This window comes from Bradyrhizobium sp. AZCC 2262 (assembly GCF_036924535.1).
Taxonomy (GTDB): domain Bacteria; phylum Pseudomonadota; class Alphaproteobacteria; order Rhizobiales; family Xanthobacteraceae; genus Bradyrhizobium.
On sequence record NZ_JAZHRT010000001.1, the window covers coordinates 5,424,885 to 5,445,620 of the forward strand.

Here is a 20,736-nt window from a genome sequence, read left to right on the forward strand (position 1 = left end):
CGTGGCACGCGGTCTGAAACGAACACTCCGGCGGTGGCTGTATATCGGCCACCGCTGGGTCGGCATCGTCACCTGCCTGTTCTTCGCGATGTGGTTCATTTCCGGCGTGGTGATGATGTATGTCGCCTTTCCCGGCCTTTCCGACAAGGAAAGGCTGGCGGCGCTTCCTCATATTCAGTGGGAGAAGGTGGCGCTATCGCCGGACGACGCGATGAAGGCGGCGGCCGCTACACGCTATCCGCGCGATCTCAGGCTTTCGATGCTCGCCGACGAACCGGTCTATCGGATGACCGCCTGGGACGGAAAACGGCAGGCGATCTCTGCGGCCGATGGCCGCACCATTGTCAACCTGTCCGAACAGCAGGCGCTTGCGGTCGCGCGACACCATCGCGCAAGTAGATCACCTCAGCTCGAAGAGATCATCGATCGCGACCAGTGGAGCGTCACCGCCCGCTACGATCCGCTGCGACCGCTGTATTTGATTACACTCGGGGACGATGCCGGCACCAAACTCTATGTCTCCTCGCGCACCGGCGAGATCGCGCTTGACACCAACCGCACCGAACGCGTCTGGAACTGGCTCGGCTCGATTCCGCACTGGATCTACCCCGCCGTGCTGCGCAAAGACGGACCGTTGTGGCGGCTGGTGGTGCTGTGGATATCCGGCATCTGCCTGATCGTCAGCGTCACCGGCATCTGGATCGGCATCCTGCGCGTGCGGCTGAAGCGGCGCTATGCGAGCGGTAGGATCACGCCATATCGCGGCTGGATGGCATGGCATCACCTCACCGGCCTGATTGCCGGCATCTTCGTGCTGACCTGGATGTTCTCCGGCTGGCTGTCGCTCAATCCCGGCGAATATTTTGCAGGCCGCAACACGACGCCCGAGGTGCTGCAACGCTATGCTGGCCACGATGCGCCGACCATTGCGGCGAAGCTGCCAACACCACAATCTCAAGCGGTCGAAGCGCGCTTCGTCTGGCTCGATGGCAGCCCGATGATGATCGTCGCATCGAGCGACGGCGTGCAAACGCCGCTGGATGCGACATCGGGCGAATCTGCAAAACTGACACAGGATCGCCTCGGAGCTGCCGCGGCGAAATTGCTGCCGCGAGCTCAGATCACAGAGCAACTAATCCTCCGTGAATACGACGCTTATTGGTACGCACATCATCACGACCGCGAATTGCCGGTGCTGCGTGCGATGTTTGATGACGACGCGAAGACGTGGTTTCACATCAGCCCGGTCACGGGCGACATCGTTGGCCGCGTGGACAGCAGCCGGCGCACTTATCGCTGGATGTTCAACGCACTGCACAGTTTCGATTTTCAACTACTGCTGATGTATCGCCCGGCGTGGGACATTGTGGTGTGGCTGCTGTCGATCCTCGGTACCATCGTGTCGGTGAGCGGTGTCGTGATCGGCTGGCGCTATTTGCGCGGCTGAAGCGAATCCGCCCCGCAGATGACTCGACTTTTGCGCTAAGAGCGAGCAGCTACAATGACGCTTGGCTCGCTCACAATCGCTCACCGCAAAGCTCCTGATTCTGTTATGAAATAAGCCAAGTGTAGGACATCACCACTTAAAGGAAGCGGCCACCTGGTAGCTGCGCGGCGCGCCGAGGATGATCCGGTCCGTGTATCCGGGATCACCCCAGGCCGCGTAGAGCTTGTTGGTGAGGCTCTTGGCGCGGAAGTGCGTCATAAGCGCATGTGCTCGTCGATCCGCGCGGCCGAACCGACATCGACCGATCCGGTATCCACTACCTCGCCGCGTTTGAACACCGCAAACCGATCCGCAAGTCCGAGAACAAAGGACAAATGCTGCTCAACCACCAGCATTGCGGTACCGCGGTCGCGCCTGACCGCCGCCAGAACTTCGGCGAGCCGGTCAACGACCGAAGGCTGCAGCCCTTCGGTCACCTCGTCGAGAAGAAACAGGCGCGGTTCGGCGATTAGTCCGCGCGCCACGATCAGCATCTTCTGCTCACCGCCCGACAGCGTGCCGGCACGCTGGTAGAGCCGCGCAGTGATGACGGGAAACCAGTCGTTGATATCGGCGAGCCTGGCTTCGAAGCCGCGATCATCGCTGAGACCGAGCCGCAGGTTGTCGCGCACGCTGAGATCCTGGAACAGCGCCTGCTCCTGCGGGGCGTAAGCCAGGCCCAACGCGCGTTTGCGGAACGGAGCGAGCCGCGTGACGTCGCGTCCATCAAGGCGGACTGCCCCGTCCCATGCCGGCAGGAACGAAAGGATCGTTTTCAGCAGCGACGACTTGCCCATGCCGTTCTTGCCGACAAGGGCGACGATCTCGCCTGGTCCAACCTGCAGCGAAACCCCATGAATGACGGTCGAACTGCCGTAGCCGCTGGTCAGATTGACGAGTTCGAGCGCAGCGGTCATGGCGTCACCCCTGCTTGCTTCGGCCGGGTGCTGCCGGTGTAGATCTCGCGGATCAGCGGGTCATCGACAATTTCGGCCACCGGCCCGTCGAGGGCGACCCGCCCCTGGTGCAACAGGATGATGCGCGAGGAGATCCGGCGGACGAAATCGAGATCATGCTCGATGATCAACACGCATAGCCGTTCACGCGCCACCAGATCGGTGAGAACCGCGGCGAACCCCTGACGTTCGGCGCGCGTCAGCCCCGCCGTCGGTTCGTCCAGCAGCAGCACCTGCGGCTCAAGCGCCAGGACCATCGCGAGTTCAAGGGCCTGTTTCAGGCCGTGGCTGAGAAAGCGCGCCTCCTGGTCCAGCCGTTCGGCCAGACCCGAACTCTCCACCACGGCGCGCGCCGCTGCCGGCAGGGCCAGCACCGGCGAGGCTGCGATCAGGGATGGCCGCTCACTCCTCGTCCGCGCGACGCGCAGGCAATCGGCCACGCTCAACGTCTCGAAAACGGATGCCGCCTGAAACTTGCGTCCAAGGCCAAGGCCCACGATGCGATCGGGCGACAGACGGCCGATCGACTGTCCACAAATGCGCACGGCACCTTCCGAGCGCTCGCGCCCGTCAGCCAGACAGCGGATCAATGTCGTCTTGCCGGCGCCATTCGGCCCGACAATGCTGACGAGCTCGCCCTGCCGCGCCGTGAAGGAAACGCCTGATAGCACCGAAAGACTGCCGAAATGTCTGGAGACGCTGTCGACCTCCACCACGACAGCGTCGCGGTCCGGCGCTGGGGCGGTGCGTTCGAGCGTCGTCAGACTGACGGGCGAAAGGGCGCGCCCAAGCAACACCTGCAGGCGGGGATGTATCGCCGCGCTTGCGTCGCGCAAACTGCCAAACAGTCCGCCCGGCAGCACCACGATGACCAGCACGAACGCCACGCCCACAATCAGCTCCCACACAAAGGGCAGACTGCTTGAGAGATAGGCGCTTGCAACTTCGATCACCAAGGCGCCGACGACCGCACCTATCAGGGATCCGCGTCCCCCCAGCGCCACCATGACGACGAGTTGGGTGCCAAATACGAAACCGGCATTTTCGGGCGCGGCGACGCCGCTGAAGCCGACATAGCCTAACCCGGCCAAAGCCGCGACGACGCCCATCACGACGCTGAGAGCGATGCGCACCCGCGCCGTATCGATTCCCAGATAGGCGCAGCGCTCGTCATTGTCGCGCATCGCACCCAGCACCCGACCTGCATCGCTCGAGAGCACGATCCAGGCGATAACGAGCGTGGCGAGGACGGCGCCCCCGGCGAGGCGGAACCAGTTCTCGAGCGAAAGGTCGAAGCTGTCGAAACCGACCAGCCCGCTGGAAGAGCCTGTAAACGTGCTGCCCGAGTAAAGTAGCTGTACCAGGACGATCGGAAGGACCAGCGAGACCACGGAGGCATAGAGCGGCGTCGATCCCGGATAGAAAGAAAGCCAGCCGACAAATCCCGCTACAACGGCGGCAAGTCCGACCGCCGCGCCGAGCGCCAGCAGCGCTTGCCACGGCCCGAAGCCGAACTGGGTGAAACCGATCGCCAGGGCATAGGCGCCGATGCCGAAAAAGGCGGACTGCCCGAAGGTGAGCGTGCCGCTGTATCCCCACAGCACATCCACCGTCAGCGCGGCGATCGCGACAAACAGCGCACGGACCAGGATATTCAAGGTGTAGGTATCAAGTATCCATGGGCCGACGACGACAAGCGCCGCCGCCAGGAGCGAAGGAATCGCAACGCGGACAAGTGCGCGCGGCAAGCCCGGCAACGACAGCGACGCGTGGGACCAGAGGGCGGAGCCGAGGTCAGGCACGGGCGAATCCTTCCGGTCGAAGCCGCAGCGCCACGGCAGCAAGCACGGCGATGGTGAGCCCGCCGAGGATCGGGCTGATGAACGTCGAGGCCAGCACCTGCAGCCCGCCGAGCACGAGGCAGGATAGGCCGAGTGTCGGCAGCGATCCGCCTGAAATCATGACCAGCATGAACGCGCCGATCAACCAGGACAGCCCCATATTGGGATCGACGCTCGCCAGCGGCGTGATCAGCGCACCTGCGATGGCCGCCAGGCCGCAACCGATGCCGAAGGTGATGAGACGAACACGCGTGCTGTCGATACCGAGACCCTGCGCCAGGTTCTCGTTCATGATGACGGCGCGGGTGGAGAGACCAAGCCGCGTACCGTTGAGCAGCATCGTGAACAGTCCGGCGATGACGAACGCCGCCACCACCAGCAGCAGGCGATAGCTCGAATAGTCCTCGCTGAAGATCGCCAGCGTGCCCGAGACAGGAGCCGGCACAAACTGCACTTCCCGCCCGAAGCCGAGGGTCACCAGTTGGCCGATGACGATGCTCAGACCCCAAGTCGCCAGGATCGCGTCCAGCGGACGACCGTAGAGCTGCCGCACCACGATGCGTTCGGCCGCAGCCCCGGTCAATCCGCCGACCAGGAAGGCAACAGCAGGAGCCAGCACCGGCGGCAAACCGAAGCGGGAGGCAACCAGTGCGGTGTAGGCGCCGATGGTGATGAACGATGCGTGGGCAAAGTTGATGATCTTCATCACGCCGAACACAATCAGCAGGCCGGCGGACACGATGAAGAGGATCGCAGCCGTGGTGACGATATCGAGCACGAGTGTGATCATGAGGGCGAACCAAGTTGGGCCGCGGCGGAAGAAGGCACTATCCTCCTCCCGCCGCCGATGGTCGACATCAATTCTTCAGGTTCGGGCACTGTTCGCCTGGATCGACGTTGGCAAAACTCTTGATGACCCTTACCCCGCCGTCGGCCTGCACCTGGCCGAGATACATCGTTAACGGCGCGTGATGCTGCTTTGACATCGCAATCTTGCCGCGCGGACCTTCCACCGAGATCTCGGCGAGCGCTTTCAGAACCTTGGTAGCGTCGGTACCGCCGGCCTTCTCGACCGCCGCCTTGTAGGCATAGACCGCTTCATATTCCGGCACCGAAAGGTCGTTCGGGGTCTTCAGCTCGGTGCCGAACTTCTTCTGCATGGCGGCAAGGAAGGCCTTGTTCGCGGGACTGTCGATGCCGGTGACATAGGAAGCCGACAGATAGATGCCTTCCGCGTCGGCTCCCATGCCCTTGGCGGTGCCCTCGTCGACCGCGAGATTGCCGTAGGGAAGCGTGACGCCGGCGGCGCGAAGCTGCTTGGTCAAGGTGACGTTCGGCGCCCCACCGGCGGTCGACGTGATCAGCGCGTCGGGCGCCGCGCCCTTCAGCTTCGAGATGATCGGCGTCCAGTCGCTGCCATCCATCGGCAGATATTCCTCGCCGACCACCTTGCCTCCGATTTTCTCGACATAGGCCTTGGTGAAGGCCAGCATGCCCCGACCAAAGGCATAATCGGAACCGATCAGGAAGAACTTCGAGGCCTTCTTCTCCCTGGCGAAATAGTCGACGATCGGCGGCACCTGCTGTTCGGGCACCCAGGCGTTAACATACAGGAACGGACTGCACGACTTGCCTTCGTAGAACGAGGTGTAGATGTAGGGCAGCTTGCCGCGCGTTACGATCGGCAGGCCCGCATTGCGCGCCGCGCTCGTCTCCATCGAGATCAGCACGTCGACCTTTTTCTGGAACACCAGACTGTCGAAAGCCTTCTGCGCACCGGCGGCGCCGGACGCATCATCGGCGACCTCCAGCGCCAATTGACGGCCAAGAACGCCACCCTTGGCATTGATCTCGTCGACGGCGAGTTGTGCCGACTGCACCACCGAGGGGGCAACTACGCTGTTTGCGCCGGACAAACCGACCGGCACGCCAATCTTGATGGGATCCGCCGCCGGCGCCGCGGAGGCTAGGAGCGCTGTGCATGCCGCGGCGGCCAGCAGCGTCGAAAGCGAACGGGTAAGCGTCATGATCGATACTCCTGTGAGTTCAATGAAACTGATCTGGATGGGCGGGCAAGGGTCAGTACCAGCCGCGCTTCGTGCCGGAGCCCAGCATCTCGTCATAGACGTCGACGCGGCGGTCGCGCAGAACCTGGTTGAAGGCATTCCAATTGCGTTTGCGCCGGGCCTCGCCGAGATCGACCTCGGCGATGAGGATGTCTTCTGTGTCCCGGCTGGCCGGCCCGACGACAGGCCACCCGGTATAACTGACGATCAGGCTCTGGCCCTCGAAGGGCTGTCCGCGCTCGACACCGACGCGATCGGCGCAGGCGATGAAGATCGAATTGCTGTGGGCGGCGGCCATCGCCAGCACGTTGGCCATCGCTTCGCGGCCCTCGGCCTGTCCAGGAATCGGGACCCAGTTGGTCGGCACGCAGACGATATCGGCGCCCTGCAGCGCGCAGAGTCGAAAACTCTCCGGAAACCAGCCATCGTAGCAGATCGCAACGCCAATGCGGCCGATCGGCGTGTGGAACACCGGAAAGCCGAGATTCCCGGGTTCAAAGAAGAGGTTCTCTTCGTTCCAGAGATGCACTTTCCTGAACGTGCCGACATGGCCTTCGGGGCCGATCACGACAGCACTGTTGTAGAGATCCGGCCCTGAACGTTCGGCGATGCCGGCGACGATATGCATGCGGTGCCGCGCGGCCCGCTCCGCCCAGGCCGCGACCGATGGTCCTGCCGGAATCGGCTCGGCCAGACCGAAGGCTTCCTCGCGCGAGGCGAACATGTAGCCGGTGTTGGCCAATTCCGGCAGCACGACAAGATTGGCGCCGCGCGACGCGGCCCGATCGATCAGCACCAGGCTGTGCGCCACATTCGCAGCGACGTTTCCGAATGCCGGTTGCATCTGGATGCAGGCAACGACGATCGATCCGGTCGCGGTATTGCTAGAGACGTGCGAAGTCATCGCGCGAAACTCCTGGAGTGCGCAAAACAAAAACCCCCGATAGCGCCGTCAGGCACCTATCGAGGGCTACATAGCCACATTTGAAAACGGCCAACCGGCCGCCGCGACAATCTCGACCGCGAGGGGCGAGCATTGCCGACTTCCAAAGTAGAGCAGTAACGCGATGAAAATGTCAATCGCGTGACCGGACGGAATTATCGGCACCGGTGATGATGGATTGTGCAAGCGCCAGAGACGCCCGCTGTCTCAACGTTCGTCGATCAGGCCCAGTCCGGCCATGACATCCTGAGCGCTGATGATCGTGGCGGCGATCTCGGCCATGGACAACCGCTTCTGCGTGGCTTGCGAGCGGATCAATTCATAGGCCTCGGCCTCGCCGATCTTCTTCAGGGCCACCAGTATCTTCACCGCCTTGTCGACATCGCGGCGCGCCTTCAGCGTCTCTTCGAGCTTTTGAACCTTGCTCTCCAGACGGCGGGTGTAGCCGCGCATTGAACGGGCGAGGACCATCGACGAGAGGATGCCGAACGGGCGGATCGGCTTGTTGATGACGCCGTGAGCATTACTGTCGAGCAGCCGCCGAAGCACGGTCGGATTCTCATAGTCAACGATCGCGACGAAGGTCGGTCCGCCCTCGGACGCGGAGGCGACGAAGGCCGGCGTCTCGGCGGTCTCCACCAAATGAAATACCGTGTCGACATCACCGGGTATTTCCACCGGCGGCGGCCAGATGCCGCGCACGTTGCAGCCGATGCGCTTCAACTGATCGAGCAGCGCGTCGCCTTCCGCGTCGCGCGGGTGCACGACAAGGACGCGCGCGCCGCGCAGTTCTTCGATCAGGCGGCGGATGCCCGGCTTCATGCGACCGATGCCTCCTCCCCAATCCAGCGCCCGCCCAGCGGCGACACCGCCAGATAGGGATCGGGCTTTACTGCCGCCTTCGCTTCCCAGACCACGTCGAAACCGCCGTCACTACGAACCCGTCCGATACGCGGCGTTAGCCAGGTGTGGCTGTTATCGGGATCGATCTGGATTTGACCTTCCGGCGCCTCGAATGACAGGCCGAGCGCCGCCTCGACCAGCCGTTGCGTGTCGAGCGTTCCGGCGCGCGCAAGCGCAAGCGCGAACAAGTGGACCTGAGCATAGGCGCCGGCGCTCCACATGCTGATCGGCCGGTCCGCACCGAATTCGCTTTTGAAGCTGTCCGCGAAACGGCGATTGGTCGGCCCCTGCAACGACCCGAAATAGGTCGCCGCCGTGATATGTCCCTCGCATAGCGCTGCACCGATCTCGCGCACCTCGCCTTCCGCCATGGTGAGGCTGGCGATCGGCATCGCTGCCGGATCGAGACCGGCCTCCCGATAGAGCCGATAAAAGATCTGGGCCGAACGTCCGACCACGGTGGAGAAGATCACGTCGGGCGCCAGATCCTTTGCCCGCACCACGATCTCACGCAGGCGCGCCTCCGTCGCAGCCATGGGCACGTAGACCTCGTCAACGATCTTGCCGCCATAGGACTCGACGAGATCACGCATGATGCGGTTCGACTCCCGCGGATAGATGTAATCGGAGCCGACCAGGAACACGCGGCGCCCATGGTTGCGGACGATATATTCGGCGAGCGGAAAACTGTTCTGGTTCGGCGAAGCACCCGTATAGATCACGTTGGGGGAATACTCGAAGCCCTCGTAGAGGGATGGATACCACAATAGTCCGTTGCGGCGTTCGATCGCCGGCAACACGGCCTTGCGTTCGGCCGAAGAGCTGCAGCCGAACACCACCGAAATGCCGTCATCGGTCAACATCCGGTCGGCCAGCCTGCGATAGGTCTCCGGATCGGATTGAGGATCGTAGGCGACCACCTCGATCTCGCGCCCGAGGATTCCGCCGGCTTGATTGATTTCCTGAATCGCGAGCGCCGTGCCCAGGAAGTGCTCGGTCTCAGTGACAGCCGTCAGCCCCACGCGGGAGAATAGGACACCCACCCTCCACGTGTCTGACGAAGGTGCTGTACTGCTGACCATCATCACGCCTCTCCCCAAGAGCCCGAAACAGCTCATCGTTAACAACCCTTGTTCGATGAGTCACTAAGGAGAGTGAATCCGTTTCGTCGTCAATCGGACGCATGACGGCCAGCCGCTTGCGGGCAAGATCAGGTCAGCTTGGGAAGGAATTTTGGAGGATGCCGGGCTTGGTGATGACGTTGTGCGGCATTCGCTGCGGCACACGGCCGCGACATGGATGATGCAGGAAGGAACTGACCGCTGGCAGGCCGCAGGCTGGCTCGGCATGACGCTCGAGCAGTTGGAAAACGGCTACGGCCACCATCACCCGCTTCGAGCCGAGCCTTCCGTTTCGGCCAGAGGGATGATCCTCAACTGCCTTGCTGGACCAATTGATTGCGCATTTCATTGCGCCGTAAACCGATGAAAACTATAAGTAATTGAAAGGATGGTCGGAGTGGCAGGATTCGAACCTGCGACCCCTGCGTCCCGAACGTAAGTAGCAGCCAGAAAGTTCAACAAAAACAATTAAGTCCGCTTGTGATTGACCACCTTTATCGCCGTTTGTTCACGGAATTTCGGTGGTCAATCGGTGGTCGGCGAGCCCGCCGGCGTGAACCGGCGGGCTTTGATTTCGGGAGCAATCAAACCTCTGGCGAGTGCGCCGATGCCAACGAAAAGCCCGGCAACCGGCCGGGCGATCGAAATAAGGTTTGGTGATGAAACGTGGTCATTAAAGGCAGCGCGCATTAAGTTTGGATGACAGACCACCCCCGTAAGATTACGGCCCGCCCAAAACAATCGCCACCAATGTGAAGTAGTTCACAGACGCGCCCAGTTGGCTGCCCTAACCTTAACTCATTCACTTACATCCGGTCATTCACTTATTCATACTTGCAAATCGCCCGGCCAAGAGCCGGGCTTTTGCATTTCAACCGCCCGCCTTTCGAACGTAAGCCAGACAAGATGCATTCATCGCCACCCTGGAAATGGGCAATCGCCATCTTGATAGCTTTGTGCTGCGGCATCTACATCTGGACGCACCAATAGAGCTGGGCTCAAGGCGAAGGGGAGACGACAGGCGAATGATTGAGCGTCTAGGGAACGTTCTTTATTGGACCGGAAACACATTTTCGCGGCGTTGTGCGTGCTCGCGGGCATAGCCGGGGCTGTCATCATGATCCGAACTGACAGGGCTCACCCTCTCCAAGAACGGCAGAGCGCCAAACGATCGCTGCCCACGTCGATCTTGGAGAAGCCACTCGATTCGACGGGCACCGATCCCTTGAATTCCGAGTAGCGGATTTCTACTCCGTGGGTTGCAGGTTCGAATCCTGCTGGGATCGCCAACCCCCTTGTAATTTCAATAACTTATGGCCGGTTAGACACGCCCTCTCGAAAAGGTTAGACATTTAGGCCGCGATTTTGCGTCCGGTTTTTTGCTTCACTTTGTGTGCGATGACCTTCTCGGCGGCGCGGTCTGCGGCGAAGCGTTTGTCGGCCTTGTCGATGTACTTTTGCAGCTCGCTCAATGTGAGATGACCGCTGCGCGATTGCAGCTCCAGAATGTTGCACCCGGCCTCGGCGAGGATGCGCAGGCATCCCTTGCGGAGTCCGTGCAGCGAGCAACGCTTCGGCAGCTCCGCTTTGTCGCACCACTCCCGGAAGTCATTGCCCAGCGCCTTCGCCGATCTCGGCTCGCCCGCCTTCGTGTGCAGGAACGTCGAATAATTCGTCTTCGGCATCGCATCGATGGCAGTCTGCAATTCGGCGGACACCGGAAACGAGACGTCAACGCCGTTCTTGTGATGCTGAAATTCAAACCTGCCGTTGCTCAGTTGCTCCGGCCCGAGCCGGGTGACGTCGCCTCGGCGGGCCGATGTCTCGACCGCCACCTCCATCACAAGGCGCGGCACCGTTCCGTTGGACCAGAAGCGCCGATACTGCGCGATCTCGTCATCGGTCCAACTATGGAAGCCCTCCGTCTTCGGCGGTGTCGGTCGCTTGAAACCCCTGCACGGATTGTCGGGGCGGATCATCTCCTCTTCAGCGAACAGGTACATGCCGGAGACGTGCTTCAGCCAGTTACGCTTGGTGTGCGCGGTGCCGCCGTTCTGATCCATCAGCGCCTTGATGTGGATGGCCTGCAAACTGTCGAGCGGCTTGTCGCCATGATCGGCGCGGAAGCGTTCCAGAATCCGGCGGCGTCCGGCCTGCGTGTCTATCGACAATCGCTTCCATTGGTCCGAGTTGAAATACTTCGTCACCAGCCAGTCGATGCTGCCCTCGGCATCGGCTCGCAGCCTGGGGGTTTTCCTGAGAACGGTCAGCGTCGGCGCCGAGTCTCCGCAAGCGCCGTGATAGGCCGCCATGAACTCGGCGCTGCCCGGCTTGCCCGGCAAAGGCGTCCCTGTCGGCCGGTGGTAGAAACGTAGCTTCCTGCCGTTTCCTCGGCGACGTTCCAGCCGTTTGTCTCGGCGTTTTCCTTGGCCACCTTTTGCTCGCTCTGAAGCATCTTTTTGATGAGCGCGTACGGTTTCCAGTCCGCCTTGGACAGCTTGACCGGGGGCGCACCGCAGACGTTGTGGGCAATCGCTTTCTGTACGCCACTGCTGACGTCGCTCATCTGGCCCTCGACCACGGTGGTGAAGCGCGCCTTGGCGTATTGGCTGTTGGCTGCGATGAAGTCCTTGCAGAAGGCGACCCGTTGACCTCCATCGCGGGCCTTGATGTAGGCCGTCTGCGTTTGGTAGTGCACGCGGTAGGCGAGTTTGTTGGCGTTCGGGTCGGACTTCACCGCTTCGTACATGGCGCGGTGCTCACCCGAGGCGGCGTCACTGATCCTGAGGTCACATACTTTGGCGAGGGAGACGACCGGAACGTAAGCCCGCACCTTGGCTTCCAAGGCGTCGTTGGCGTACGCAACTGGCGCGAACAGGCTGGTGGCGATTGCGAAAGGAGCGAGGTAGCGTTTCATTGTTGACGTATTCCACAAGCGGTGGCGGTTTGTACGCGGGGTGGCCCAGCCGAGGAGCGTCCAGCCCAAGGCGAATTCCTTGGGCGGCTGTTGAGCACCCATCTTGATCTGGATCATGGTTCTGCTGCGTGACCGAGACGGCAGGCCAGCAGCCGCCGCGCGGGACGGAGTGCGTTAGCCGACGCTTAGGACTGCTTGGGGCCGCCGGAGGGCTATCCAACCGACGGCCACGGCCTGCCGCTTGCTCCTCCAGGTGAGGTCGGCGACCGACAGCGTTCAGCGAATGAATACTGGGGGAGTTGCTAAAAATCCGGGTGGGGTCGCCGGAGGAGAGCTATCCAACAGCGACCCCGCCGACCGCCCTGGAACCACCCGTTGCGGCCGACACGGTTCAACAAGGATCGGCCTGGGTGGTTGCTAAGTCGGCCTTACTCTTTTGGTGCGGCCGTATTTGCATCCGCTTGGGCGGCTCTGGCTTCATATTCGCCTGCGATTGCCTCTAGCTTAATGGCGAACTCAAGATCGCCTACGCCGACTGCTAGGCGGTGACAGTTTACGGCTCTTTCGCGCAGTCGTTTGCTCTCGGTCTCGGTAACGGCAATTTGCTGTGGCTGATTACGAGGCATTTTTCCCCTCCCATCATAGCGCCAAGAATCCAAAAGGGTCGCATTGGCGCGACCCTTCGCTGGAAAATTATGCGGAATGAAAGCCGCGCCGGCCAAAGAGCTACCGTACAGTTTTCCACAGGCTTAAGTATCCGTATGAACACGGTAGGAACGGGCTACGGTTAAGAACGTTTTAAGCTCGCGCCCGGCGCCGTCGTCTGGCGCGTTGGAATGACGGCCCCGGCCCTGTCCCCCGTGGCTGGGGCCCGTTTCTCATTCAAAAGCCGGCCAGCCATCCAGGTCCGGCTGTGAGGTGGTTTACAGATATGCTTAGGGGTGGCGTGCTATCCCACTGTGAGCCTGGGTCATGATTTCCAGCAACCTTTGTGGCTCGGGTTAGAGCCGGGGCGGTTGTAGCAAACGCCGCCCCGGCTTGTTGCATTTATGAGATTCGGGAACGAAGAGGCCGCCAACTGAGGCGGCCTTATCTTAGGCCGATCAGCGCCACGGCTACTTCCGCTATCTTGCGAGGCTTTCTAGTGCCGGTCGCGCTGACTTCGATAACGGTGCGAGCCACCATCTCACAAAGGGGGTCGTTACGGTCAGCCACGCTCAGCAAGTTTAGGGCGTGATTGAAGGCATTGTTCAAAAGCTCGATTTGCTCCGGCGTGTGTTGGCCGTCTTTCAACAACCGATCGATTGGCATTGTCCCGCCCCTCAAACCGACGCAAGACCCGGCTAGTTCCTGTGAGGGAACTAGATTCGCTTTTGGACCGGGAGTCGAATTAAATTCTTGCTATGAGAACGAAAACGGCCCGCCGGCGTGAACCGGCGGGCTCCCAAGTTGCGGTGTTGACTAGACGGCCAACTCGATAGCGTGGTCGACCCCAATTGGCACGCCGGTGAGAGCAGAAATCAACACAGCGATCCCGTGCTCGTCAGCGGCCCCATGCGATGCGGCCAATCAACGAGGAACGTTCCGTTGCCCGGTCTCTTGAAGCTGGATGTACGATCCAAACACCATCTTTGCCGTTGCCGTTGGAATCGTCGCAATCGTTTTTGCCGTCGGCAAACTGATACAGTGGGTATGGCGCCCCTAGCCCACGCCGAAAGGCTACTTGGGGCCGCCAGAGGAGAGCTATCCAACAGCGACCCCCGCCGACCGCCCTGGAACCCACCCGGTGCGGCCGACACGGTTCAACAAGGATCGGCCCGCGTGGTTGTTAAGGCGGCGATGGTCGAGGCTGAATGAGTGGGGCCGCCGAAGGGGCATTACATCGACAACCCCGCCCGGCCGCGACAGCTGGGTGAGCAACACGACCGACATGCAGCAACGTTTACTGAGAAAAATTGGCAACAACGTAGGACACCTGTCAGCACGGGTGCCCTAACTGGAAGGCCCGCCGTACGGTTCGGGTGCGAAGTTCATCTCGTCGAACCAATCATTGCCGGTCGGCACGGGTTCGCCGGTGGAAACGCAGAACTACTGCGTTTTTGGCATAGTGCGAAGATAGGGTGGCGGACTGACATAGCGTGTCTGCTGACGCTGCTTCCGCCCGTTCGGCTGCCGCCACCTCGGTCCGCAATGCCCAGAGTTCTTCCATAGCGACTTTAAGATCATCGTCGGATGCCGGTGCACGGCGAAATAGCATTGAACTCAGAGGAACTCTCATGTGGTTCCGCTCCCCCTGGCGCTGCGCCATGACATGACGCACTACAAAAGCGCAGCGAGAAGAGTCGTTCCAACTACGGGAAAAAGTGGCGCCTCCCGGCCGTCGCGTCGTTACCCATGAAAAAGCCCGGCGCTAGGCCGGGCGGCATTCTTAGCCGCAATCAATCCTAGCGGCTTCGATGTCCTCCGCGGGACGGCTGAGAAGGTCGCCGCGCAACCGGCGTGCGGGGTAGATCTGCAAACTCTGACGAATGGTAGTCTCGGCCTTCGGGCGTTGTGATGCGAATGTCGTAACACCCTGTTTGCGACATCTCGCGAGCCTTCTTCAGCGCAGCTTCGGGCGTCTTCCTCCGGTGGAGAATTTCGCCGTCCTTGCACTTCGCCTTTATCGAGAATCTCATTTCTTCTTTTTCTTGTTCTTTTTGTTCTTCTTCATGATTTCGGCCTGAGCTCTGAAGGCCTGGGCCAAAGACTTCATCTGATCGGCCACAAACGCGTCAGCGGAGGTCGCCGCAACCCGTTCTGCGGTGCCCGCCTGCTGTCGGATTGCTTTGGCCATCTTCATGAGAGTTTAATTGCCAGCCCAGCGCGTGGTTCCAGGCAGAACCGGCTATAGGTCCCGGAACGAACGGTCGAGCGGCCGCGGCCGGCTCACACCATGCGGGGGCTCCAGGCCCGCCCGCATGAACCGGGCGCGCCTGGAGATCAGCGACGGGAAAATCGCCCATATCGGGACGACTTAGCTGGCGGGCTTCTTGGGCCTAATCCAACTCCCCCACCATGCCGCAGCGGCCCTGAGCCTGTTGCTTTTCGGTGCTGGAGTGGGCGCCGGCATCTGAAGCCTGCCGTCGCCGCCGGCAATGTCCGAGACCACGTTGAGGAAGAAGTGGTTCTCCGCGAGCGTGGCGCGCGCGACCCGAATCGAGAAGACCGCATGGGTCTCATTGAGAGCAATCAAGCCGATATCAGTTTGCAGTAAGCCTTGTGATAAATCCGCGCTGTGTAGCAACATCAGACCATCCTCCCCTGCCAGAGCTGTGGAAGAACTTCGGAGAGGTTCTCAAGCAAGCCCTCGCGCCATTCATCGGGCCAAGCATGGCCGTCTGCGTCGTGGCTGACAGCGTGCTCGAGCAAGGCCAGCATCCCAAGCCGCGTGGTGGGGATTACTTCGATGAGCGTGTACGCAGCATCGATCTCGGTGCTGCAGGTCAGGCCAACCTGCCGTTCGGCCTCGATCCACCTGGGATCGTCGGCCTCCACGATCTCCTCCTCCCAGGCAGTGATGCTGGAGCAGCGTCGTTCCTTGGGAAGCTCGTTCTCGAGTTTGCAGTGGCGGCCGACCCAGGAGACAAATTTGGCGTGTGCCGCCTTGTGCGCTTCAATGGCCGCCAGGATCGGATCAGGGGCTTGCATAGCGCCCGCGGCCGATGCGGACACCGAGAGCGACGTCGCAAGGACAGCGCCTCCTGCGGTGACTGCTGCGGCTTGGGATAGGAAGCGGCGCCGAGAGGTGTCGACACCATCGGTGGCGGACGAATCGGCGGTGTTGTTTAAGGACGTGCTTAGGGGTGGCGTGCTATGCACGCGGTCAGCTCGGGTCATTTGGATTTGCGTCCTTCGTGGCTCGGGTTAGAGCCGAGCGGGAAGTTACAGCTTCCCCTCGGCTTGCTTCTATGGTACCACGGTTTATGGCGAAGACAAGTGTGGTACCAAAGAAAAAGCGCGGCCCTGCCCCGACAGGAAAAGGGGTTCAAGTCGGCGAGCGGTGGCACCCCTCCGAGCTTGCCGCGATTGATGCGTGGATCGCAGCGTCGAGCGACAAAACCCTTACCCGCGCTCACGCGATCCGGCGCTTGGTAGCGCTGGGGCTGAAGGGAAAAAGCAAATGATCAAGCCGAAGCGGTCTGCCGAGCAACAGGTTGCGGACGAGCTCGAGCGACGGGCTCTCCACCCGCTTTCGTCGAGACAGACGATATCGGACAGCCAAGCCGAGCCAGAATTCCATGCAAACCACAAACGCCTTAGAGCAGAAAGGCTGGCGCGAGAGGCAGTCGAGATCGGGCTGAAGGCGAAAAAATGAGTCGCTCAACTGCCTTTCAAAATTGAAGCCGGTTGGCTGGAACTTTCACTGACCGCGATCGTGAATAGGAACTCATCCTTCGCCGGGGACTTCTTTCTCGTCGGCAAGGGAGACTGCCATGCGACATCGAAGCGATCATCGTAAGCGCGCCAAGCCGGCCGCCCACCGTGCCCCTAAAGATCGGCTGTTCCAAAGCATGTCGGAAGTAATCTCGTTGCGGGAGCAAGTGGCTCAGGCCGAACTGGCGGCGCAAGCACTCAAGACGAAACCTGATCCCATCGGCCCCAGCGAGGAACGTTCGACGACGTAGGCAGTTCATTGGTCTGCGACGTTTGTGAGTTGGATCGATGCGCCACGCTTGGCCCCTGAACGAGACAAGACCTTCCCTTGAAGAGCCCCTGAATATCGCATTGCAGTACCTTGAGCAGACGGGCCAAGCGCTGAACTACGTATATGTATCCGAGCTTGCTGCTAAATCGATAAGAGCAGCGTCGGACCGAGGCGTGACGCACAAGATAGCGCTCGCCAACGCTGCCATCGTTGCAGTTGAAGCCGAAATGTCACGAGACTCGGTTATAGAGTTCCCTCACGCCTCCTAGTCTGATCTGGTCAATCCATCCCCTTTCGGGGCGCCTCGGCGCGTCGTCATTTCTGCCGGCCAGTCGATGCCATCATGTTGACGTCCCAATAAGGGCGCGATCTGGGCAATTCGCATGACAGCTGGTCCGGACCTTTGCTCCTTGGCGACCATGCGAGAACCAGCAAGACGTACCGAGTGTTCCCTACGCCGTTGCCGATTCTTCCCGGATGGAGGAACCAGCCGGTGTCGCAGTCATTGGTGGGGATGAGCCGCATGGTGCGGACAAGGAGAAGACAAATGAAGAAATTGCTTCTGATTTCGGCGGCGGCCTCGCTGCTGGCCACTGCAGCCTTCGCTCAGACGACGGTTACGACCACAACCGGCACAGCCGGAGCAACCGTCCAGATCGAGCCGCAGTACCGCACCAAGATCAAAAGCTACGTCACCGAACACAAGATCCGCCCCGTGACCACGAAGGAGAAGATCGTGGTCGGCGGTCGTGTGCCGGCCGACGTCGAACTGGAATCGGTGCCCGCTGACTGGGGTCCATCTCTCACCAAGTATCGCTATGTGTATTCGGGTGACCGCGTAATGTTGGTCGATCCGGGTAGCCGGACCGTCGTACAGGAAGTCGACTGACGCCTTCGCGCGAAGCGGGGTCCCTTGGGGGCTTCGCTTTGCGCTGGGTCGTCAGCCCTTCAAGTCGAACTGGGTGCGCAGTCTGTCCGCGATCGCTTCGATCATCTCGGAGCGACCCGCATCTTGCGGTCCTTCCGTCATGATCAAGACCTTCCAGGTATCCTCGTGGGGCGCCACGGAAATGGCCAGGCCCGTCGGCCATTCGCAGATGTCTTCCATCTCCAGCCTGATCGCGGCCTCGAGTTCTTCACGTGTTTTTGCTGGCTTCTTCAAGCGTCCGTTCCTGGTCTGAGGCGGATGATCCGGGACCACCGCCTTCCGCTATCCGCGCTGACCCATGTTTGAAGAGCGGGGCGAGCGTTTGGCTATCCGCTACAGCGCCGTCCGCCAACGGCGGGCAGTGGTCCGTCGAGCCAAGATGGTACGGGGACAATGTTCCAAAAGAGTACGGCTATAGCAGCAGGAACGTTCCTGCGCACCTGCTCTTTCTCTTTTCACTTGAACGTCTTCCGGTGATCGGTGAAGCGGATGTTGCGAAGCAAGCGAACAGAGACGGATGCCTCCCCTTCCGACGGTGGGGCCCTCTTTCCGGTCGTTGCCCTGTTGGCTGCTGCGGCGGCGATTGAATACCTCTTCCCCGGCGGCGGCGAGCGGCCGAGGGTGTCCTTATCCGCCGGCTCGCGCGCCGCGAGGGATGACGATGGCCGCGGCCGGCTCGCCACGACGGCTTCCGAGATCCCGCCAAGCGGTTTGAAGGACATCCTGCTTCGGGTGTATTCGAACGTATCGGAGCACCGGAACCTGGCTCTTGCCGCGGGCATGACGTACTACAGTCTGCTTGCCATCTTCCCCGCGCTCGCAGCGCTGGTTGCAGTGTACGGGCTTTTCGCTGACCCGTCGGCGATAGCGAGGCACCTCGATCAGGTCTCCGGAGTTTTGCCCGGCGGCGCCATCGATGTCGCGCGGGAGCAGCTCACGCGCGTCGCCTCGAAGGTCCGCAGACCCTCGGGCTCACATTTCTGGTGGGCCTGGGGATCTCGCTCTGGAGTGCCAACGCGGCGATGAAGTCGCTCTTTGACACCCTGAACATCGTGTACGGCGAGGAGGAGAAGCGAGGCTTCTTGAAGTTGAACGCGATATCGCTCCTCTTCACGGTCAGCGGCATCCTCTTCGTCGTGGCTGCGCTCGGCACCATCGTAGTCATGCCCGTCGCGCTTAAATACATCGGGCTTTCCGAGGCGGCCGATCTGCTCCTGCGTCTTGGCCGGTGGCCGGCGATGTTCGTGGTCCTGACCCTCGCTCTGGCCGTCATCTACCGTTACGGGCCGAGCCGCGAGACGCCGCGGTGGCGGTGGATCACCTGGGGCAGCGCCCTGGCCGCGCTCCTGTGGCTCGGAATCTCGGCGCTGTTCTCCTGGTACGCGTCCAGTTTCGGGAAGTTCAACGAAACCTACGGCTCTCTCGGGGCCGTAATCGGCTTCATGACGTGGCTCTGGATTTCTGCCATCGTGATTCTGCTGGGTGCCGAACTCGACGCCGAGATGGAGCACCAGACCGCGCGAGACACAACGACGGGATCGCCCAAGCCGATGAGCGTGCGGGGCGCGCGGGTGGCCGAAACGGTCTGTGCGGCGAAGGGCGACTGATATGACGAACCTGCTCAAGATTCCGACCTGGGCCGATGAGGAGAACGTCCACGCCATCGTCGAAACACCTCGTGGAAGCACCTGCAAACTGGACTTCGATCCGAAGCTGCGGGTGTTCACGCTTGCCAAGCCCTTGATGGCTGGCCTCACCTATCCGTACGACTGGGGATTCATCCCGTCGACCAAGGCGCAAGATGGCGACCCCCTCGACGTCCTGGTAATCCACGACGCGCAGACCTATCCCGGGGTCGTGTTGCGATGTCGGCCCGTGGGCATCCTAGAAGTCGAGCAGACGAGCAAAGGCAAGAAGGAGCGAAATGACCGCGTGTTCGCGGTGCCAGACCGCTCTCCTCTCGAGACCGATCTGAAGGACATCCGCCACCTTCCGTCCCGCGCACGCGAGGAATTGGAGCGCTTCTTCCGCGCCACGAATGCGCTCGAAGACAAGGAACTCGAGTTTTTGGGATGGCGCGGCCCAAAGCAGGCCGCCAAAACCATCAAGCGGCTCTCCGCATAGCTTCCGGCATACGCTAGGAAGCACTCGCCCGGGTTCTCTCGCGAGCTGCGTGGTTGCGAGTGCTTGCCATGCCATCGGGGCGCCGGCAGCCGGCCGTCACCGACGACGCAGGCAGATGACGCGATCGTCCGGAGCAAACTTCGTTTGACGGTGGACCTCACGTCACGGTCAGGGCGCCTCCAAAGCGTAGGCAGAGCCCACGTCCGCTACCATCAGGGGCCGCCTGCTAATAGCGGGATCGGCCGCGCGGTTGCCATCGCGTATGCCACGGAGGGCGCTGAGAATGACACGCTAAGATCGGCTGGAGCCGGATGGCAACACCACGATCCTAAAGCGCCAAGTACCGGCTAATTTGCCCTTCTAAGGCCTCCCTGCCCAATGGAAGGGAACGGGGCGTACCTAACAACGTTCGCTCTTCATGAGCGAGACGACGCAATACATCTTCGCAACGTCATTCCAGATTGCTCGGGACTATCTGGACGCAATGGGTGAACTCGGGAACCCCGATAGGACTGCGAGCCACCTTCTCGATACCATCGAGGCCATGGTCCGGCACGGCGAAAGGCGACCACTCCTTCTCTCCAATAAAGCAATTGCCTCCTACCAGCGCTTCAGAGCGGAGCAGGGGCTGACCATTGCGTCTTAGAGGAAGGCGATCTGCCGGAACAAGCGTCTCCATGGTAGCACTTCGAACGACACGGGGGCCCACCAGGATAGGTGACCTGGTGAGCCTCGAAGTCCTTATGAGCGTTGAATACCGGGAC

Annotated in this window: 21 protein-coding genes, 1 tRNA gene and 1 pseudogene; 8 read left to right on the forward strand and 15 right to left on the reverse strand. The window is 61.4% G+C overall.

The features are described 5' to 3' along the window. The first annotated feature begins 1 nt into the window (after position 1). Complete coding sequence (locus V1283_RS25550; RefSeq protein WP_334389285.1) at positions 2-1,447, forward strand: PepSY domain-containing protein; 1,446 nt, start codon at positions 2-4, stop codon at positions 1,445-1,447. Between the two features lie 129 nt (positions 1,448-1,576). On the opposite strand, the gene V1283_RS25555 is transcribed toward V1283_RS25550, so the two are convergent. From V1283_RS25555 to V1283_RS25590, 8 genes are all read right to left on the reverse strand, one after another. Beyond that, positions 1,577-1,705 (reverse strand): hypothetical protein, encoded by a 129-nt coding sequence (locus tag V1283_RS25555; RefSeq protein ID WP_334389286.1) that lies wholly within the window; start codon positions 1,703-1,705, stop codon positions 1,577-1,579. Continuing rightward, on the reverse strand, positions 1,702-2,403 hold the full coding sequence (locus V1283_RS25560) for an ABC transporter ATP-binding protein (RefSeq protein WP_334389287.1): 702 nt from the start codon (positions 2,401-2,403) through the stop codon (positions 1,702-1,704). The genes V1283_RS25555 and V1283_RS25560 overlap by 4 nt, the downstream gene beginning before the upstream one ends. Continuing rightward, positions 2,400-4,244 carry a branched-chain amino acid ABC transporter ATP-binding protein/permease gene (locus tag V1283_RS25565; protein ID WP_334389288.1) on the reverse strand — a complete coding sequence of 615 codons (1,845 nt, stop codon included), beginning with the start codon at positions 4,242-4,244 and terminating at the stop codon, positions 2,400-2,402. Before V1283_RS25565 ends, V1283_RS25560 begins: the two co-directional genes overlap by 4 nt. Next, positions 4,237-5,073 carry a branched-chain amino acid ABC transporter permease gene (locus tag V1283_RS25570; protein WP_334389289.1) on the reverse strand — a complete coding sequence of 279 codons (837 nt, stop codon included), beginning with the start codon at positions 5,071-5,073 and terminating at the stop codon, positions 4,237-4,239. Before V1283_RS25570 ends, V1283_RS25565 begins: the two co-directional genes overlap by 8 nt. A 67-nt stretch (positions 5,074-5,140) precedes the next feature. Beyond that, positions 5,141-6,310 carry a substrate-binding protein gene (locus V1283_RS25575; protein ID WP_334389290.1) on the reverse strand — a complete coding sequence of 390 codons (1,170 nt, stop codon included), beginning with the start codon at positions 6,308-6,310 and terminating at the stop codon, positions 5,141-5,143. 52 nt (positions 6,311-6,362) lie between these two features. Beyond that, complete coding sequence (locus V1283_RS25580) at positions 6,363-7,253, reverse strand: nitrilase family protein (protein WP_334389291.1); 891 nt, start codon at positions 7,251-7,253, stop codon at positions 6,363-6,365. Between the two features lie 246 nt (positions 7,254-7,499). Beyond that, positions 7,500-8,114: an ANTAR domain-containing response regulator gene (locus V1283_RS25585; RefSeq protein WP_334389292.1), complete on the reverse strand. Its 615-nt coding sequence runs from the start codon at positions 8,112-8,114 to the stop codon at positions 7,500-7,502. After that, the gene (locus V1283_RS25590; RefSeq protein WP_334389294.1) at positions 8,111-9,280 is read right to left on the reverse strand and encodes a transporter substrate-binding domain-containing protein; all 1,170 of its coding nucleotides are present in this window, start codon (positions 9,278-9,280) and stop codon (positions 8,111-8,113) included. Before V1283_RS25590 ends, V1283_RS25585 begins: the two co-directional genes overlap by 4 nt. 73 nt (positions 9,281-9,353) lie before the next feature. Between V1283_RS25590 and V1283_RS25595 the strand changes: the two genes are divergently transcribed. Both V1283_RS25595 and V1283_RS25600 read left to right on the forward strand, forming a co-directional pair. Then, positions 9,354-9,683: a tyrosine-type recombinase/integrase gene (locus tag V1283_RS25595; protein ID WP_442895883.1), complete on the forward strand. Its 330-nt coding sequence runs from the start codon at positions 9,354-9,356 to the stop codon at positions 9,681-9,683. 852 nt (positions 9,684-10,535) lie between these two features. Next, a tRNA-Ser gene (locus tag V1283_RS25600) sits at positions 10,536-10,605 on the forward strand. Positions 10,606-10,668: 63 nt separating this feature from the next. On the opposite strand, the gene V1283_RS25605 is transcribed toward V1283_RS25600, so the two are convergent. From V1283_RS25605 to V1283_RS25630, 6 genes are all read right to left on the reverse strand, one after another. Further along, on the reverse strand, positions 10,669-11,379 hold the full coding sequence (locus V1283_RS25605; protein ID WP_334389296.1) for a tyrosine-type recombinase/integrase: 711 nt from the start codon (positions 11,377-11,379) through the stop codon (positions 10,669-10,671). A 203-nt stretch (positions 11,380-11,582) separates the two neighbouring features. Then, positions 11,583-12,350: a hypothetical protein gene (locus V1283_RS25610; protein ID WP_334389298.1), complete on the reverse strand. Its 768-nt coding sequence runs from the start codon at positions 12,348-12,350 to the stop codon at positions 11,583-11,585. A gap of 972 nt (positions 12,351-13,322) precedes the next feature. Continuing rightward, positions 13,323-13,544, reverse strand: a complete 222-nt coding sequence (locus V1283_RS25615; RefSeq protein WP_334389300.1) for a hypothetical protein — start codon at positions 13,542-13,544, stop codon at positions 13,323-13,325. Positions 13,545-14,907: 1,363 nt separating this feature from the next. Beyond that, positions 14,908-15,075, reverse strand: coding sequence for a hypothetical protein (locus V1283_RS25620; protein ID WP_334389302.1), 168 nt, complete (start codon positions 15,073-15,075; stop codon positions 14,908-14,910). A 174-nt stretch (positions 15,076-15,249) separates the two neighbouring features. After that, positions 15,250-15,522 carry a hypothetical protein gene (locus V1283_RS25625; RefSeq protein WP_334389304.1) on the reverse strand — a complete coding sequence of 91 codons (273 nt, stop codon included), beginning with the start codon at positions 15,520-15,522 and terminating at the stop codon, positions 15,250-15,252. Next, the gene (locus V1283_RS25630) at positions 15,522-16,112 is read right to left on the reverse strand and encodes a hypothetical protein (RefSeq protein ID WP_334389305.1); all 591 of its coding nucleotides are present in this window, start codon (positions 16,110-16,112) and stop codon (positions 15,522-15,524) included. Before V1283_RS25630 ends, V1283_RS25625 begins: the two co-directional genes overlap by 1 nt. 283 nt (positions 16,113-16,395) lie before the next feature. Between V1283_RS25630 and V1283_RS25635 the strand changes: the two genes are divergently transcribed. The 3 genes from V1283_RS25635 to V1283_RS25645 all read left to right on the forward strand — a co-directional run bounded on the left by V1283_RS25635 (position 16,396) and on the right by V1283_RS25645 (position 17,809). Beyond that, entirely contained in the window at positions 16,396-16,590 is a 195-nt protein-coding gene (locus V1283_RS25635) for a hypothetical protein (protein WP_057852314.1), read from the forward strand. A 118-nt stretch (positions 16,591-16,708) separates the two neighbouring features. Beyond that, the gene (locus tag V1283_RS25640) at positions 16,709-16,900 is read left to right on the forward strand and encodes a hypothetical protein (RefSeq protein WP_334389306.1); all 192 of its coding nucleotides are present in this window, start codon (positions 16,709-16,711) and stop codon (positions 16,898-16,900) included. A 567-nt stretch (positions 16,901-17,467) separates the two neighbouring features. Continuing rightward, complete coding sequence (locus V1283_RS25645; protein ID WP_334389307.1) at positions 17,468-17,809, forward strand: DUF1236 domain-containing protein; 342 nt, start codon at positions 17,468-17,470, stop codon at positions 17,807-17,809. A gap of 51 nt (positions 17,810-17,860) precedes the next feature. Here the strand turns inward: V1283_RS25645 and V1283_RS25650 are convergent, their stop codons facing one another. Further along, positions 17,861-18,082 (reverse strand): hypothetical protein, encoded by a 222-nt coding sequence (locus tag V1283_RS25650; RefSeq protein ID WP_334389309.1) that lies wholly within the window; start codon positions 18,080-18,082, stop codon positions 17,861-17,863. Positions 18,083-18,337: 255 nt separating this feature from the next. Here V1283_RS25650 and V1283_RS25655 point away from each other — a divergent pair. Together V1283_RS25655 and V1283_RS25660 are read left to right on the forward strand one after the other, a co-directional pair. Further along, positions 18,338-19,455 (forward strand): annotated as a pseudogene (locus V1283_RS25655) (YihY/virulence factor BrkB family protein). 1 nt (position 19,456) lies between these two features. Continuing rightward, positions 19,457-19,972 (forward strand): inorganic diphosphatase, encoded by a 516-nt coding sequence (locus V1283_RS25660; protein WP_334389311.1) that lies wholly within the window; start codon positions 19,457-19,459, stop codon positions 19,970-19,972. Positions 19,973-20,736 lie beyond the last annotated feature (764 nt).

What these genes read in the sequence shown, in the direction of transcription:
- V1283_RS25630 (WP_334389305.1), bottom strand. Translation starts at nt 16,112, where the DNA reads ATGACCCGAGCTGACCGCGTGCATAGCACGCCACCCCTAAGCACGTCC.
- V1283_RS25605 (WP_334389296.1), bottom strand. Translation starts at nt 11,379, where the DNA reads ATGGATCAGAACGGCGGCACCGCGCACACCAAGCGTAACTGGCTGAAG.
- V1283_RS25590 (WP_334389294.1), bottom strand. Translation starts at nt 9,280, where the DNA reads ATGATGGTCAGCAGTACAGCACCTTCGTCAGACACGTGGAGGGTGGGT.
- V1283_RS25555 (WP_334389286.1), bottom strand. Translation starts at nt 1,705, where the DNA reads ATGACGCACTTCCGCGCCAAGAGCCTCACCAACAAGCTCTACGCGGCC.
- V1283_RS25645 (WP_334389307.1), top strand. Translation starts at nt 17,468, where the DNA reads ATGAAGAAATTGCTTCTGATTTCGGCGGCGGCCTCGCTGCTGGCCACT.
- V1283_RS25580 (WP_334389291.1), bottom strand. Translation starts at nt 7,253, where the DNA reads ATGACTTCGCACGTCTCTAGCAATACCGCGACCGGATCGATCGTCGTT.
- V1283_RS25585 (WP_334389292.1), bottom strand. Translation starts at nt 8,114, where the DNA reads ATGAAGCCGGGCATCCGCCGCCTGATCGAAGAACTGCGCGGCGCGCGC.
- V1283_RS25560 (WP_334389287.1), bottom strand. Translation starts at nt 2,403, where the DNA reads ATGACCGCTGCGCTCGAACTCGTCAATCTGACCAGCGGCTACGGCAGT.
- V1283_RS25570 (WP_334389289.1), bottom strand. Translation starts at nt 5,073, where the DNA reads ATGATCACACTCGTGCTCGATATCGTCACCACGGCTGCGATCCTCTTC.
- V1283_RS25635 (WP_057852314.1), top strand. Translation starts at nt 16,396, where the DNA reads ATGATCAAGCCGAAGCGGTCTGCCGAGCAACAGGTTGCGGACGAGCTC.
- V1283_RS25625 (WP_334389304.1), bottom strand. Translation starts at nt 15,522, where the DNA reads ATGTTGCTACACAGCGCGGATTTATCACAAGGCTTACTGCAAACTGAT.
- V1283_RS25575 (WP_334389290.1), bottom strand. Translation starts at nt 6,310, where the DNA reads ATGACGCTTACCCGTTCGCTTTCGACGCTGCTGGCCGCCGCGGCATGC.
- V1283_RS25610 (WP_334389298.1), bottom strand. Translation starts at nt 12,350, where the DNA reads ATGATCCAGATCAAGATGGGTGCTCAACAGCCGCCCAAGGAATTCGCC.
- V1283_RS25615 (WP_334389300.1), bottom strand. Translation starts at nt 13,544, where the DNA reads ATGCCAATCGATCGGTTGTTGAAAGACGGCCAACACACGCCGGAGCAA.
- V1283_RS25640 (WP_334389306.1), top strand. Translation starts at nt 16,709, where the DNA reads ATGCGACATCGAAGCGATCATCGTAAGCGCGCCAAGCCGGCCGCCCAC.
- V1283_RS25620 (WP_334389302.1), bottom strand. Translation starts at nt 15,075, where the DNA reads ATGAAGATGGCCAAAGCAATCCGACAGCAGGCGGGCACCGCAGAACGG.
- V1283_RS25660 (WP_334389311.1), top strand. Translation starts at nt 19,457, where the DNA reads ATGACGAACCTGCTCAAGATTCCGACCTGGGCCGATGAGGAGAACGTC.